This window comes from Xaviernesmea rhizosphaerae (assembly GCF_001938945.1).
GTDB classification, from domain to species: domain Bacteria; phylum Pseudomonadota; class Alphaproteobacteria; order Rhizobiales; family Rhizobiaceae; genus Xaviernesmea; species Xaviernesmea rhizosphaerae.
Genome location: NZ_MKIO01000024.1, coordinates 36,023 through 50,884, shown reverse-complemented (window position 1 = coordinate 50,884; position 14,862 = coordinate 36,023). Strand labels below are relative to the sequence as shown.

The 14,862-nt window shown below is 66.0% G+C and carries 11 protein-coding genes; 7 read left to right on the top strand and 4 right to left on the bottom strand.

Going from position 1 to position 14,862, the window contains the following annotated elements:
• Positions 1-86: 86 nt before the first annotated feature.
• Positions 87-1,460, bottom strand: coding sequence for a sensor histidine kinase (locus BJF92_RS07435; protein WP_075634296.1), 1,374 nt, complete (start codon positions 1,458-1,460; stop codon positions 87-89).
• A gap of 131 nt (positions 1,461-1,591) precedes the next feature.
• Positions 1,592-2,269 carry a response regulator gene (locus BJF92_RS07430; protein WP_075634125.1) on the bottom strand — a complete coding sequence of 226 codons (678 nt, stop codon included), beginning with the start codon at positions 2,267-2,269 and terminating at the stop codon, positions 1,592-1,594.
• A gap of 177 nt (positions 2,270-2,446) precedes the next feature.
• Between BJF92_RS07430 and BJF92_RS07425 the strand changes: the two genes are divergently transcribed.
• The 4 genes from BJF92_RS07425 to BJF92_RS07410 all read left to right on the top strand — a co-directional run bounded on the left by BJF92_RS07425 (position 2,447) and on the right by BJF92_RS07410 (position 6,933).
• On the top strand, positions 2,447-3,511 hold the full coding sequence (locus tag BJF92_RS07425) for an ABC transporter substrate-binding protein (protein ID WP_075634124.1): 1,065 nt from the start codon (positions 2,447-2,449) through the stop codon (positions 3,509-3,511).
• 345 nt (positions 3,512-3,856) lie between these two features.
• Positions 3,857-4,786 (top strand): tripartite tricarboxylate transporter substrate binding protein, encoded by a 930-nt coding sequence (locus tag BJF92_RS07420; protein WP_425356459.1) that lies wholly within the window; start codon positions 3,857-3,859, stop codon positions 4,784-4,786.
• On the top strand, positions 4,783-5,274 hold the full coding sequence (locus tag BJF92_RS07415) for a tripartite tricarboxylate transporter TctB family protein (protein WP_075634123.1): 492 nt from the start codon (positions 4,783-4,785) through the stop codon (positions 5,272-5,274). The genes BJF92_RS07420 and BJF92_RS07415 overlap by 4 nt, the downstream gene beginning before the upstream one ends.
• A 141-nt stretch (positions 5,275-5,415) precedes the next feature.
• Positions 5,416-6,933, top strand: coding sequence for a tripartite tricarboxylate transporter permease (locus tag BJF92_RS07410; RefSeq protein ID WP_075634122.1), 1,518 nt, complete (start codon positions 5,416-5,418; stop codon positions 6,931-6,933).
• 81 nt (positions 6,934-7,014) lie between these two features.
• Here the strand turns inward: BJF92_RS07410 and BJF92_RS07405 are convergent, their stop codons facing one another.
• Positions 7,015-7,287: an usg protein gene (locus BJF92_RS07405; protein ID WP_075634121.1), complete on the bottom strand. Its 273-nt coding sequence runs from the start codon at positions 7,285-7,287 to the stop codon at positions 7,015-7,017.
• Positions 7,288-7,563: 276 nt separating this feature from the next.
• Here BJF92_RS07405 and BJF92_RS07400 point away from each other — a divergent pair, with 276 nt between their 5' ends.
• Positions 7,564-7,995, top strand: a complete 432-nt coding sequence (locus tag BJF92_RS07400; RefSeq protein ID WP_075634120.1) for a MerR family transcriptional regulator — start codon at positions 7,564-7,566, stop codon at positions 7,993-7,995.
• 111 nt (positions 7,996-8,106) lie between these two features.
• On the opposite strand, the gene BJF92_RS07395 is transcribed toward BJF92_RS07400, so the two are convergent.
• The gene (locus BJF92_RS07395; protein WP_075634294.1) at positions 8,107-9,864 is read right to left on the bottom strand and encodes a glucan ABC transporter ATP-binding protein/ permease; all 1,758 of its coding nucleotides are present in this window, start codon (positions 9,862-9,864) and stop codon (positions 8,107-8,109) included.
• A gap of 590 nt (positions 9,865-10,454) precedes the next feature.
• Here BJF92_RS07395 and BJF92_RS07390 point away from each other — a divergent pair.
• Positions 10,455-11,162, top strand: a complete 708-nt coding sequence (locus BJF92_RS07390) for a helix-turn-helix transcriptional regulator (protein ID WP_143523965.1) — start codon at positions 10,455-10,457, stop codon at positions 11,160-11,162.
• A gap of 164 nt (positions 11,163-11,326) precedes the next feature.
• Positions 11,327-14,782 carry a pyruvate carboxylase gene (gene pyc / locus BJF92_RS07385; protein WP_075634118.1) on the top strand — a complete coding sequence of 1,152 codons (3,456 nt, stop codon included), beginning with the start codon at positions 11,327-11,329 and terminating at the stop codon, positions 14,780-14,782.
• Positions 14,783-14,862 lie beyond the last annotated feature (80 nt).

Below are 14,862 nucleotides of genomic sequence, written 5' to 3'. Positions count from 1 at the left end.
GACCTAATCCCTTTGCCGCCCGCCGCCCAACGAAAACTTGTGATGCGGACAATTCCGCCCGCTGATCGATCAGCGGCAAGAGCCGGTCAGGCCGGGGCCGCAGCGGGCGCGTGAAGCTCGACCGGATCGGCCCCCTGGCCCGCAAAGACCACCCGCGCCTTGAGCCCGCACCCGCCGGCGCCGGGGCGCAGGATCAGCCGGCCTGAAAAGCGCGCGGCGATCTCCTCGACGATGGAAAGACCGAGGCCGAGGCCCGGCGCCGCCTCGCTGCCGCGCACGAAGCGCTGGCGCAGGCTAGCGAGCCGCTCCGGCGCAATGCCGGGCCCATTGTCCTCCACCTCGAGAAACACGCCGTCCGTTCCCTCGCCCACCCGCACCGTCACCTCAGCGCCGGCACCGGCATAGGCCAGCGCATTTTCCACGAGATTGCGCAGAAGCTCGCCGACAAGGATCGGCTCGGCCGAAAGCATGACCCCCGCCTCCCCCTCGAAGCCGAGGTCGATGCCCGCGTCGCTCGCGCGCGGCACGTGGTCGGCCGTCAGCTCCTGGGCCAGCCGGGTCAGATCCAGGCGCACGGGCTGCGGCGGCATTTCGGAACCGGCGGCGTCGATCTTGGCGAGCAGCAGCAGCTGGGCCAGGATGCGCTCGGCATGGGCGACGGCGGCATCGGCGCGCTGGGCCGCCGCCTTCGCCTCGCCCAGATCCTGCGCCCGGGCAGCGAGCGCCAGCTGGGTGCGCACGATGGCCAGCGGCGTGCGCAGCTGGTGGCTGGCATTGCCGTTGAACCGGCGCAGCGCGTCCAGAGCCGCCTTCAGCCGCACCATGAAGCCGTTGACCGTATCCACCAGCCGGCGGATCTCGCGCGGCACCACGGGGTCGATCGGCTGAAGATCGTCGGGATTGCGCGCGCCGATCGCCTCGGAAAGCCGCGTCAGCGGCCGCAGCGAGACGGTGACGGCGAGCCAGACGACGGCCGCCGCCGCCAGAATGGTCAGACCCAGCCGGATCGCCGAGCGCAAGAGCAGCGCCTCCGCCAGCTGCTGGCGGGCGATGGTGGTTTCGGCCACGGTGACGACGAAGGGCACGGAGGAGACGCCGGTGGAGGCGGAGCGCTCCAGCGCCGCCAGCCGAATCGGCTCGCCGCGGAATTCGCCATCGGCATAGACGGCGGTGCGCCCGGCCATGTCGCCCACCGAAGGCAGGCTCTCGTAGCCGGTGATGAAATGGCCGGGCGGACCTTCCACCCGGTAGAACACCCGGTCCTGCGCCGCCGAGGTCAGCATCTCCAGCGCAACATAGGGCACGTCGACATCGAGCGAGCCGTCCTCGGCCACCACCACGCGGTCGGCGATCGCCAGCGCCGAACCGGCCAGAACCCGGTCGGATACGGTCGCCGCCGTCTTCACCGCCTCGCTATAGGTATCGGCCAGTGCGGCCACGCCAATCGCCGCCGTGGCCATCAAAAGCCCGCCGAGCAGCCGCCGGCGCAGCGAATAGGGTCTTGGCCTCGCGACGCTGGGTCTGGCAGCGCCGGACCATGCGCCCGCCTCCGCCTTTGCCTCTCCCGCCTCGTCTGCCACCGGCGCCGCGCTCATGGCGCCTCGCTGGTCTTCACCAGATAATAGCCGATGCCGCGCGCGGTCTTCACCGTCAGGCCGTGGGGGGACAGTCGCTTTCGTAGCCGGCTCACATATTGCTCGATGGCGTTGGCGCTGAGGTCGTCGTCGAAGGCGGCGAGCGACTGCATGATCGCCTCCTTGGGCACCACCTTGCCGGCGCGCATGAACAGCATTTCGAGCAGGCCCACCTCGCGGGCGGGAATGTCGAGCGGCGCACCCTCGGCGGAGAAGCTGCGCGAGGTCATGTCAAAGGCCACGGGACCATAGGTGATGCTGGAGGTGCGCAGGCCCGCCTGCCGGCGCAGCAGCATGCGCACCCGCGCCTCGAACTCGCCGATGTCGAAGGGCTTGATCATGTAGTCGTCGGCGCCAAGATCGAGCCCGCGCACCTTTTCCTCCGCGCTGCCGCGCGCGGTCAGGATCATCACCGCCGCCTTGTTCTGTCGGGCGCGCAGCGATTTCAAAACGTCGAGCCCGTCCATCTCCGGCAGGGTCAGGTCGAGGATGATCAGATCGAAACTTTCCGCCGCCGCCGCCGCATCGGCCGACACGCCGTCGGCGACGAGATCCACGGCATAGCCGGAGCCGCGCAGGATGGCCGACAGGCCTTCCGACAGCGCCCTGTTGTCCTCCACCAGGAGAATGCGCACCTTGTCTTTCCCTCCCGGGCCACCCGCGTCTGCGTCTCGCGAGGGCCATTCCAGGTCAGTTATAGCCGACAGAGGCGGCGGGCGAAACGGCTGGAGCGGCCCCGTCGGGCCTTTGTCGCCCCTGGCGGCAACGGGCATGGCCTTGCCGGGCCGGGCAGGCTCGGGCAGAATGACGCCATGCTCCGCCTCGCCGCCCTTTTCCTGCTCCTGTCCGGCCCGGCCGGCGCGGCCCCCGTTCTGTTTCCCGCCGCCAATGGGCGCGCCGATGCGCCGGTGCTGACCATCTATTCCTCGCTGGACGAGGGGCTGGCCCAGCCGATGATCGCGGGCTTCCAGTCGGCCAATCCCGATGTGGCCGTGCGCTACGAGGACATGCTGACGGGCGAGATCCACGAGCGCATCATGCGCGAGACCGATGCCGGCCAGACCACGGCGGACTTCGCCTTTTCCTCGGCCATGGACCTGCAGGTGAAGCTCGCCAATGACGGTTATGCCCAGGCGAGCGACCTGCCGCTCAGCGCCAGCTGGCCGGGCTGGGCCAATTGGCGCAACACGGCTTATGCGCTGACCTTCGAGCCCGCCGTCTTCGTCTATCACAAGCCGAGTTTCACCACCGAGCCGCCGCCGGCCACGCGGGCGCAGTTCGTCGCCTATCTCGAACGCCATGGCGACACCGTCCATGGCCGCATCGGCACCTATGACATCGAACGCTCCGGCGTCGGCTTCCTGTTCATGGCCCGCGACCAGGAACAGTTCGGCGATATCTGGTCGGTGGTGCGCGCCATGGGCAAGGCAGGGGTGAAACTCTATTCCACCAGCACCGCAATCCTTGAGCGCATCACCGATGGCCGCTTCGTCATCGGCTACAATATTCTCGGCTCCTATGCCGCCGAATGGGCCGCGCGCCATCCCGAGGTCGGCATCGTCCTGCCCAAGGATTATACGGTGGTGATGTCGCGCATCGGCCTCGTGCCGCAGGCGGCCGCGCGGCCGGATCTCGGCAAGCGCTATCTCGCCTTCTTCATGTCGCAGCCGGGCCAGACGATCATGGCGCGGGAGCTGCACGTGCCGGCCGTCAACGCCGCCCAGACACCGGCGGAGGAGCCGGGCGGGGTCTTCACCGGCGCGCTCGCCCAGCAGCTGCGTCCCGTTCCGGTCAGTCCGGGGCTTGTGGTCTATCTCGACCGGGTCAAGCGCGCCCGGGTGATCGCCCGGTGGAACGAAATGCTGCGGCTGCAGTAGCGCATCGATCCGCGCGAGAGGACACGGCTTTCTGGCAGATCCCCCGATCTGTCACGTTGCATCCGCCGATCTTGCGCGGCCACTTTGCCCGCCTGCGCCATTTCTCATCCTTTATGTCAGGTAAATGTCAGCTTGCTGTGGTGCCTTGCAGCTCTCGACCACCGTGGAGGCGGCGGACGGGACGGCAGGGAGGAGACGCCACGATGACGAAGGCCTGCGCCGAAAAGGGCGCAACGGGTCTTCAGGCTCCCTTCCCGCTTCAATCGATTGAAACCGGCACCGCAGGCGCATCAACGCGACCATGTGGACAAGCCGCTGGAGGAGCACCCCGTGAAGCATTTTCTGATGACGACCTTCCTGAGCGCTGCGCTCGCCCTTCCCGCCTTTGCGGCCGACTACACCATCATCGCCCCGGCCAATCCCGGCGGCGGCTGGGACCAGACGGCCCGCTCGATGCAGCAGGTGATGCAGCAGGCCGGCATTTCCGGCAATGTCCAGGTGCAGAACGTTCCCGGCGCCGGCGGCACGATCGGGCTGGCCCAGTTCTCCAGCCAGGGCCAGGGCAATCCCAACACGCTGCTCGTCGGCGGCTATGTCATGGTCGGCGCCATCCTCACCAACCACTCGCCCGTGACGCTGCGCGATGTGGAGCCGATCGCCCGGCTGACCGGCGAATATGAAGCCATCGTCGTTCCGGCCTCCTCGCCGATCCAGACCATGGCCGACCTCGTCGCCGAACTGAAGAAGAACCCCGGCGCCGTCTCCTGGGGCGGCGGCTCGGCCGGCGGCACGGACCACATCATGGCCGGCCTGATCGCCAAGGCGGCCGGCGTCGATCCCAAGGCCATCAACTACATCGCCTTCTCCGGTGGCGGCGAGGCGCTGGCCGCCATTCTCGGCGCGCAGGTGACCGCCGGCATTTCCGGCTATGGCGAATTCGAATCGCAGATCAAGTCCGGCACGCTGCGCCTTCTCGCCGTCTCCTCGGCCGAGCGCCTGCCCGGCGTGGATGCGCCGACGCTGAAGGAAGCCGGCCTCGACATCGCCGTGCAGAACTGGCGCATGGTCGCCGCCGCCCCCGGCCTTTCGGCCGAGCAGAAGGCCGCCGTTTCGGCCGATGTCGAGAAGCTCGCCAAGTCGCCGCAATGGGCCGAAGTGCTGAAGACCAAGGGCTGGCAGGACACCTATCTGGCGGGCGAGGCCTTCAAGGAGCAGCTCGACAAGGATATCGCCGCCACCGAAACCATTCTCAAAGACATCGGTCTGGTTCAATGAGCGGTAACGCCATCCCTTCCACGCGCGCCAAGGCGGACAAGGCCGCCTTCGGCATCGCCCTGTTCCTGGCGGCGCTCTCGGCGCTGATCTTCTGGGACGCCTCGCGTCTCCAGGCGGTGGCCAGCTATTCGCGCGTCGGCCCCGCGACCATTCCGACCGTCATCGCCGCCTGCCTGCTCGGCCTGGCGGTGTGGACGGCGGTGGCCGCAAGGGCGGGGGACTTTCCCCGGCGCGAGCGGCAGGAAATCGGCCCGGTCGCCTGGGTAGTCGGCGGGCTCGTGTTGCAGATGCTGTGCCTGAAGACGCTCGGCTTTTCGATCGCCACCGGCCTGCTCTTCGCCATGACGGCCGCCGCCTTCGGCAAGCGCAAGCTCCATGTGACGATCCCGCTCGGCATCCTTCTCTGTCTGGCGATCTGGCTGCTCTTTGCCGGTCTGCTGCAGCTGTCGCTGCCGGCCGGCCCGCTGGAGCATCTCCTGCGCCGCTGACGGTGACGGCTCCGGCCGATCCTCCCGGTCTCCGGCGGGCCGCAATGCGCCCGCCGGCAGCCCTTCCCATCCATTTTCCGCGTTTCTGCACCGGCCGGCTCCGCCGCCGCTGGCGTCGCGCGCGCCTAGAGGGTTCAAGCGATGAGCACCTTCGATTTTCTTCTGCAGGGCCTTCTGGTCGCCATGCAGCCGATGAACCTGATCTATGCGCTGATCGGCGTGACGCTCGGCACCGCCGTCGGCGTACTGCCGGGCATCGGCCCGGCGCTGACCGTTGCGCTGCTCTTGCCGGTCACCTACCGGCTCGATCCCGGCGGCTCGCTGATCATGTTCGCCGGCATCTATTATGGCGGCATGTATGGCGGCTCGACCACCTCGATCCTGCTCAACACGCCGGGGGAAAGTTCCTCGATCGTGACCGCGCTCGAAGGGAACAAGATGGCGCGGGCCGGGCGCGGCGGGCCGGCGCTGGCCACCGCCGCCATCGGCTCCTTCGTCGCCGGGCTGATCGCCACGATCGGGCTCGCCTTCATCGCGCCCGCCATCGTCAAGCTGGCGCTGGTCTTCGGGCCGCGCGAATATTTCGCGCTGATGGTGCTGGCCTTCGTCACCGTCTCCTCGGCCTTCGGTGATTCGACGCTGCGCGGGCTGACCTCGCTGTTCCTCGGCTTCGCGCTCGCCATCATCGGCATCGACCAGCTGACCGGCCAGACGCGCATGAGCTTCGGCGTGCCCGACCTGCTCGATGGCGTCGAGGTGACGACGCTCGCGGTCGCCATGTTCGCCATCGGCGAGACGCTCTATATCGCCGCCCAGGGCGAGCAGGGGCCGGACAAGGTCGAGGCCGTGCGCGGCTCGGTCTGGATGACGGGACAGGACTGGGCGCGCTCCTGGAAGCCCTGGCTGCGCGGCACCGTGATCGGCTTCCCCATCGGCGCCATGCCGGCCGGCGGCGCCGAGATCGGCACCTTCCTCTCCTATGCGACCGAAAAGCGCCTGACCAAGCATCCGGAAGAATTCGGCCATGGCGCCATCGAGGGCGTGGCCGGTCCAGAAGCCGCCAACAATGCGTCCGCAGCCGGCACGCTGGTGCCGCTTCTGACGCTCGGCCTGCCGACCACGGCGACCGCGGCGATCATGCTGGCCGGTTTCCAGCAATATGGCCTGCAGCCCGGGCCGCTGCTGTTCGCCACCAATCCGCAGCTCGTCTGGGGCCTGATCGCCTCGCTGCTGATCGCTAATTTCATGCTGCTCGTGCTGAACCTGCCGCTGGTCGGCCTCTGGGTGAAGCTGCTGACCATTCCGCGCCCTTGGCTCTATGCCGGCATCCTGACCTTCGCCACGCTCGGCACTATCGGCGCCAACCCCTCGGTGTTCGAGCTGGGCATGCTGCTGGCCTTCGGCCTGATGGGCTATCTCATGCGGGTGTTCGGCTATCCGATCGCCCCCGTCGTCGTCGGCCTCATCCTCGGGCCGCTGGCCGAGCAGCAGCTGCGCCGCGCGCTCGCCATCAGCCAGGGCGACCCGAGCGTGCTCTTCACCTCGCCGATCGCCGCCGTTCTTCTGGCGATCGCGGCGCTTGCATTGATCGTGCCGGCGGTGCTGCGCGCCCGTGGCAAGGGCCAGGTCCTCTCCCAGCTCGCCGCCAGCGAGGACTGAGACCAATACTGTTCGAGCAGAGGAAGCGCGTGGAGCATCAAGGCTCCGCGCGCTTCTTTCGTTTCGGTCACAAAGGCGTGGTCAATGCAGGACGATCTCGCCCTTTACCTGGCGCCATTCGTTCGGGCCGATCAGCCGCTTGTGGCTGTAGCGCACAGAATGGATCGGCCCGTCCAGCGTGCGCTGCCAGAAGGCGAGGAAGCGGCTCATTTCAGGAAAATCCGGCGCCAGATCGTAATCCTGCCAGACATAGGTCTGCAGCACCGAAGTGAAATCCGGCATGCGGTAGAGGATGTGGGCTGTGGTCAGGCCATAGCCGGCCAGCTGGCACTCCAGTTCGGACGAAAAGCGCATTCTGTCTTCATCTCCCGTGGCTCAACAACGGACCGATGGTCGGCGAATTCCTTCGCCAGATCAAGTTTCAAATTGTCATTTTTCCGGAAAAATCTCATCAATACAATATGTTATCAGCATGTTTCGATGAGTGCTGATAGCGCCGCACCGCCTTTTCCGCCAAGGGCCGCAGCGAGCAGGAACCACCCGCAACCGCTGGTCGGAAAACGAGCCCATCGCCGCCGCCGGCTTGGCCCTATATGAAAGGGGATAACAGAAGCGGAACGGAGAAGGATCATGGCGGTCGAGGCGACGATCGGATGGCTGTCGAAGCGGACGGGGGTGAAGGTGCCGACGATCCGCTATTACGAACAGGTGGGGCTTCTGCCCGAGGCGGCGCGCAGCGATGGCGGCCAGCGGCTCTATGGCCCCGCCGAGGCCGACCGGCTGGCCTTCATCCGCCATGCCCGCGAGCTCGGCTTCGATCTGAAAGCGATCCGCACGCTCCTGTCGCTGCAGGACAGGCCGCAGCAGACCTGCCACGAGGCCGATGCCATCGCCCGCGCGCGGCTGAAGGAGGTGGAGCAGCGCATCGCCAATCTTCAGGCGCTGAAGGCTGAGCTGGAGCGCATGGTGGAAGCCTGCGCCCATGGCTCGGTGGCGCAGTGCAAGGTGATCGAGACGCTCGCCGCCCGCGATCACACGCACGGGCCGCTGGCCGATTATTGAAAGCCGTCACTGTGAATCGGCCAGCTTTCCCCTGACACCTTCCTTCCCCCGAGACGACAAAGCCCCCCGGCCTTTCGGCCGGAGGGCTTTTGTCTTGTCAGGGCCTCGGCGTCAGGCGGCCGTCTGGGCGCGGCGGACGTCGTCGTCCGTCAGGATGCCGCTGGCCCGCAGGAGGGCGGCGAAGCGACCGTTGGACTGGCTGAGTTCGTTGAACCCGCCCATTTCCACGATCCGGCCACGATCCATGAACAGGACCAGATCGGCCTCGCGAACCGTCGACAGGCGGTGCGCAATGATGAAGGTGGTGCGATCCTTGCGCAGATTGTCGATCGCTTCCTTCACCCGGTTTTCCGTCTCCACGTCGAGCGCGGAGGTGGCTTCGTCCAGCACCAGGATCGGTGCATTCTTCAGGATCGCCCGGGCGATGGCGATGCGCTGGCGCTCGCCGCCCGACAGGCGGTTGCCCCGCTCGCCGACCTTGGTGTCGAAGCCCGTGTTGCGGGCGTCGATGAAGTCGGCGGCTGCAGCGGCGGCAGCGGCGTCGCGCACCTCGTCGATCGAGGCATCGTCCCGGCCGAGGCGGATATTGTCCGCGATCGATCGATTGAGCAGGCCGGCATCCTGGAAGACCGTGGCAATCGAAGAGCGCAGCGACTTGCGGGTCACCGAGGCGATATCGACGCCATCGACCAGGATCTTGCCGGCGCTCGGCTCATGAACGCGCTGAAGCAGGTTGACCAGCGTGGTCTTGCCGGCGCCGGTCGGACCGACGATGGCGATGGTCTGGCCGGCCTTGGCCGTGAACGAGACGTTGTGCAGGCCTTCGGTCGAGTTCGGGAAGCTGAAAGAGATGTCGCGGAATTCGACCTCGCCCTTCACGGCACCCAGTTCGCCGGCCGTATCCGGCTCTTCACGGTCGCGCACCGAATCTTCCAGGCCGAAGAAGTCTTCCAGCTTGGCGCGGGCCTCGAAGATCTGCGTCACGAAAGCCTTCATCTGGTCGAGGCGGCCGATGAGCAGCGTGGCAAAGCCGATGAAGGCAATGACGTCGCCGATGGCCAGTTCGCCCTTCTGCACGAGATAGGTACCGATCACCAAGATGACCATCATCGAGATGGTGGAGGCCATGCGGTTAAGGCCGCTTGCCAGCGCCCACCAGTCGAGAACCGGCAGCTGGGCCGAGATCAGCTTCTGCGTGAAGGTCTTCAGCTCGCGGGTTTCGGCTTCGATGCGGTTATAGCTATGGATGACCGAGACGTTGCTGATGGAGTCCGACACATGGCCGAAGACCGTGTGATAGTGCTCCTCGACCGCAGCCTGACCTTCCTTGGTGCGGTTCATCACCACCTTGCCGATGACGACATAAAGCGCACCGAGAACGACCAGCACCAGCGACAGGCGGTAATCCATCGCAAAAGCGGTCGGAACCAGCAGGATCAGCGCGACGGCGGTCGACAGGTGCTGACGCATGAATTCCAGCCACAGGCCGAACAGCGTCTCGCAGGCCCGAAGCAGCGTGTGCAGCGCGCTCGAGGTGCCGCGCTGGCTATGCCAGGACAGCGGCATGGAGATGATGCGACCGAAGGCTTCGGTCACCAGCGTCGAGCGGCGCACATGCGCCAGCCGGTCCGCCTCGCGGGCGACCAGAACGAAGGCGATCGTGTTGAACAGACCCAGGCCCGCCCACATCAGGAGCATCGGCGTTACCGTCGTCTTGTTGGTGATCGCGTCGATGATGCGGCCGAACAGGATCGGTTCTGCGATCGTGATGCCGGCCAGCACGATGTTGGCCAGCACGATCGCGCTGACGCGAACCTTGTGTACGCCGAGATACCGCAGCGCCCGGATATAGACCTGGAACAATGTCACTGTCTTGTCCTCGTGGAACCTGTGCGCGCCTTCGGAATCGTTCATCGATCCTGTTGGAGCGGGTCAATTGCAAGCAGGCCGGGCTTTTTGCTCTCGGGCGACCTGCGCCCGAAAAGGGCCTAAGGCCCGGTCTGGAAAGGAGATGGGGATCAAAAAACGGCCGTCACAAAAATTTGCTCTCGAAGAAGAATGCAACCCTATGTTAAAGCCCGGTCTAACAGATATTGCCGTTAGGGCCCTGGTGCGGGCAGCTCTCCCTTCGATGCGAACCGTTCGGTCGTCATCAATCCTCATCGGATGACGGGACTATCGCGCTTGCAACATGAATGGGCGCTGAACAGGACGTTCATACTGCGCCGCACGAAAAGAAATTTAAGCTGCGGCAGCGCATGATGGCGCCGCAGGATCCTGAAACCCGAGAGATTTCGGCGATGGCCTAAAACCCTTGAAGGCAAGGCCGTCCCACGCCGGCCCGCCACCCTCCCCGAACAGGTGCACCGGGCAAAAGGCCGCCCGGGCCGCCGCTCGCCACCCACCGTCCGTCATGATCCCCGCGGAGCCTGGAATTGAAAATTTCTCTGGTCATTCATATGCTTGCATTGGTCGACGAGTTTCAGGATGCGCGCGCCGTCATCCGGGAGTTTGAGCGACTGATCGAGCATTATGACCTGCGCTATTATGCGCTTTACCAGCGCAGCCAGCCGGACGGGATCACCACAAGGACCTCGCTGACGGCGCTGACAGAGCGCTGGCCGGACGGATGGCAGAAGACCTATGCGGAGCGCAGCTATCGGCTGATCGACCCCGTGTTTCTGCAGATCGGCTCGCGCAGCCTGGGCTTTCGCTGGCGCGATACCATGACCGCCTCCGTCAGCGCTGCTTTGCGACGGCGAATCGACCGCATGCTCGGCGAAGCACGTGCGCGGGGAATGGCGGACGGTTATGCTTTCCCGATCCATAGCGCGCGCGGCCTGGTCGGCGGCCTGGTTCTCGGCGGCAAACCCGTGGATCTCGGCCCGGTGGAGATCGCACTGTTCGAGACGCTCGCGCGCAAGCTATTCTGGCGCCTGCAGGCGCCGGAGGAGGCCGCGGCCGTACCCGCGGTGGCGCTGACGCAGCGCGAGGAGGAAACGCTGCACTATCTCGCAGACGGCATGACCTCGGCCGAAATCAGCCAGCGCATGTCGATCTCGGTGCATACAGTGGACTGGTACGTCAACCGGCTGCAGATGAAGCTCCAGGCGCGAAACCGGCACCACGCCGTCGCCCGGGCCTTCCGGCTCGGCCTTTTGACCTGACGGGCGACGGCAAAACGAGAGGCAGGCCAGAGCAGCCGACAGGATATTTGCATCGAGCCGCCCTTTGCCGGCTTCAGCGAAATTGCAGTTGGCCCAAAACCGCGCTAACACATCATATCGCAGTGCAATAAGATTGTTCTTCAAGTCGTCAGGGGGAGTGTGACTTGTCCATATCGAAAATCCTCGTTGCCAATCGATCCGAAATCGCCATTCGTGTCTTTCGTGCCGCCGACGAACTCGGCCTGAAAACGGTCGCCGTCTGGGCCGAGGAGGACAAGCTGGCGCTTCACCGCTTCAAGGCGGACGAGAGCTACCTGATCGGCCGCGGCCCGCATCTTGCCCGCGATCTCGGTCCGATCGAGAGCTATCTGTCGATCGATGAGATCATCCGCGTCGCCAAGCTGTCGGGCGCCGATGCCATCCATCCGGGCTACGGCCTGCTGTCGGAAAGCCCGGAATTCGTCGATGCCTGCGATGCGGCCGGCATCATCTTCATCGGCCCGCGCCCCGACACGATGCGCCAGCTGGGCAACAAGGTGGCCGCACGCAATCTCGCCATCTCCGTCGGCGTTCCTGTCGTGCCCGCCACCGATCCGCTGCCGGAAGACGAGGCCGAGATCCATCGCCTCGCCGAGGAGATCGGCTACCCGGTGATGCTCAAGGCCTCCTGGGGCGGCGGCGGACGCGGCATGCGCGCCATCCGCGACCCGAAGGACCTGCTGCGCGAGGTGACGGAGGCCAAGCGCGAGGCCCGCGCCGCCTTCGGCAAGGACGAGGTCTATCTGGAAAAGCTGGTCGAGCGCGCCCGCCACGTGGAAAGCCAGATCCTCGGCGATACCCATGGCAATGCCGTGCACCTGTTCGAGCGTGACTGCTCGATCCAGCGGCGCAACCAGAAGGTCGTCGAGCGCGCGCCGGCCCCCTATCTCAGCGAGGCGCAGCGCAAGGAACTGGCCGATTACTCGCTGAAGATCGCCAGGGCGACCAATTATATCGGTGCCGGCACGGTCGAGTATCTGATGGATGCCGATACCGGCAAGTTCTACTTCATCGAGGTCAATCCGCGCATCCAGGTGGAGCATACCGTCACCGAGGTCGTCACCGGCATCGACATCGTCAAGGCGCAGATCCACATTCTCGACGGTTTTGCCATCGGCACGCCGGAATCGGGCGTGCCGCCGCAGGAGCAGATCCGGCTGAACGGCCATGCCATGCAGTGCCGCATCACCACCGAAGATCCCGAGCAGAACTTCATTCCCGACTATGGCCGCATCACCGGCTATCGCTCGGCCGCCGGCTTCGGCATTCGTCTGGATGGCGGCACGGCCTATCCCGGCGCGGTCATCACCCGCTTCTACGATCCGCTGCTGGTCAAGGTCACCGCCTGGGCGCCGAGCCCGCCGGAGGCGATCGCCCGCATGGAGCGCGCGCTGCGCGAATTCCGCATTCGCGGCGTGGCGACCAACCTCACCTTCCTCGAAGCGATCATCAGCCATCCGAAGTTCCGCGACAACAGCTACACCACCCGCTTCATCGACACGACGCCGGAGCTGTTCCAGCAGGTCAAGCGCCAGGACCGTGCCACCAAGCTTTTGACCTATCTGGCCGATGTCACCGTCAACGGCCATCCGGAAGCCAAGGGCCGGCCGCGCCCGGTGCCGGGCATCGCCAAGCCCGTGGTGCCGCATGTCGAAGGCGCCATTGCCGACGGCACCAAGCAGAAGCTCGATGCGCTCGGCCCGAAGAAATTCGCCGAATGGGTGCGCGCCGAACAGCGGGTGATGCTGACCGACACCACCATGCGCGACGGCCACCAGTCGCTTCTGGCCACGCGCGTGCGCACCTATGACATCGCCCGCATCGCCGGTACCTATGCGACGGCCCTGCCGGAACTCTTCTCGCTGGAATGCTGGGGCGGCGCCACTTTCGACGTCTCCATGCGCTTCCTCACCGAGGATCCGTGGGATCGGCTTGCCCGCATCCGCGAGGGCGCGCCGAACCTGCTGCTGCAGATGCTCTTGCGCGGGGCCAACGGCGTCGGCTACAAGAACTATCCCGACAATGTCGTGAAGTACTTCGTCCGTCAGGCGGCCAAAGGCGGTATCGACGTCTTCCGCGTGTTCGACTGCCTGAACTGGGTGGAGAACATGCGCGTCTCGATGGACGCCGTGGCCGAAGAGAACAAGATCTGCGAAGCGACGATCTGCTACACCGGCGACATCCTCAATTCCGCCCGGCCGAAATACGACCTGAAATACTACACCGCGCTGGCCGGCGAGTTGGAGCGGGCGGGCGCGCATATGATCGCGCTCAAGGACATGGCCGGGCTGCTGAAGCCCGCCGCCGCGCGCATCCTGTTCAAGGCGCTGCGCGAGGCGACCGACCTGCCGATCCACTTCCACACTCATGACACCTCGGGGATCGCCGCCGCCACCGTTCTGGCCGCGGTCGAAAGCGGGGTGGATGTGGTGGATGCGGCCATGGACGCCTTTTCCGGCAACACGTCCCAGCCGTGCCTCGGCTCGATCGTCGAGGCGCTGAAGGGCTCCGAGCGCGATCCGGGTCTCGACACTGAATGGATCCGCCGCATTTCCTTCTACTGGGAGGCGGTACGCCATCAATATGCGGCCTTCGAGAGCGACCTGAAGGGGCCCGCATCGGAAGTCTACCTGCATGAGATGCCGGGCGGCCAGTTCACCAACCTCAAGGAACAGGCCCGCTCGCTCGGCCTGGAAACCCGCTGGCACCAGGTTGCCCAGGCCTATGCCGACGCCAACCGCATGTTCGGTGACATCGTCAAGGTCACCCCCTCCTCCAAGGTGGTGGGCGACATGGCGCTGATGATGGTGAGCCAGGATCTGACGGTGGCCGATGTCGAAAGCCCTGAGAAGGACATCGCCTTCCCCGAATCGGTCGTCTCCATGCTCAAGGGCGATCTCGGCCAGCCCCCGGGTGGCTGGCCGGAGGCGCTGCAGAAGAAGGCGCTGAAGGGCGAGGCGGCCTATACGGTGCGCCCGGGCTCTCTGCTGGAGGATGCCGATCTCGATGCCGAGCGCAAGGTGATCGAGACCAAGCTGGAGCGGCCGGTCAACGACTTCGAATTCGCCTCCTATCTGATGTATCCGAAGGTCTTCACCGACTATGCGCTGGCGGCCGACACCTACGGCCCGGTCAGCGTCTTGCCGACGCCGGCCTATTTCTACGGGCTGGCGACCGGCGAGGAGCTTCTGCCGGAGCTGGAGCGCGGCAAGTCGCTGGTGATCCTGCATCAGGCGAAAAGCGAGCCGGACGAGCAGGGCATGGTCAAGGTGTTCTTCGAGCTCAACGGCCAGCCGCGCCTGATCAAGGTGCCGGACCGCAACCGCGCCGCCACCAGCATCGCCCGCCGCAAGGCCGAAGCCGGCAATGCCGCCCATCTCGGCGCGCCGATGCCCGGCGTCATCTCCACGGTCTTCGTCTCGACCGGCCAGGCGGTGAAGGCCGGCGACGTGCTGCTCTCCATCGAAGCCATGAAGATGGAAACGGCGCTGCATGCGGAAAAGGACGGCACCATCGCCGAGGTCCTGGTCAAGGCCGGCGACCAGATCGACAGCAAGGACCTGCTGATCGTCTTCGGCTGAGGGCCGCAAACAGGGGCGGCGCGGGGGATCGCTCCGCCGCCCTTGCACAGCGCTGTAACAGAGCGTGGCCTGAAAGGATG

Excerpts from the sequence above, each read along its gene's own strand:
- BJF92_RS07435 (WP_075634296.1), bottom strand. The coding sequence starts at position 1,460 with ATGGCCACGGCGGCGATTGGCGTGGCCGCACTGGCCGATACCTATAGC.
- BJF92_RS07425 (WP_075634124.1), top strand. The coding sequence starts at position 2,447 with ATGCTCCGCCTCGCCGCCCTTTTCCTGCTCCTGTCCGGCCCGGCCGGC.
- BJF92_RS07420 (WP_425356459.1), top strand. The coding sequence starts at position 3,857 with ATGACGACCTTCCTGAGCGCTGCGCTCGCCCTTCCCGCCTTTGCGGCC.
- BJF92_RS07415 (WP_075634123.1), top strand. The coding sequence starts at position 4,783 with ATGAGCGGTAACGCCATCCCTTCCACGCGCGCCAAGGCGGACAAGGCC.
- BJF92_RS07410 (WP_075634122.1), top strand. The coding sequence starts at position 5,416 with ATGAGCACCTTCGATTTTCTTCTGCAGGGCCTTCTGGTCGCCATGCAG.
- BJF92_RS07405 (WP_075634121.1), bottom strand. The coding sequence starts at position 7,287 with ATGCGCTTTTCGTCCGAACTGGAGTGCCAGCTGGCCGGCTATGGCCTG.
- BJF92_RS07400 (WP_075634120.1), top strand. The coding sequence starts at position 7,564 with ATGGCGGTCGAGGCGACGATCGGATGGCTGTCGAAGCGGACGGGGGTG.
- BJF92_RS07390 (WP_143523965.1), top strand. The coding sequence starts at position 10,455 with ATGCTTGCATTGGTCGACGAGTTTCAGGATGCGCGCGCCGTCATCCGG.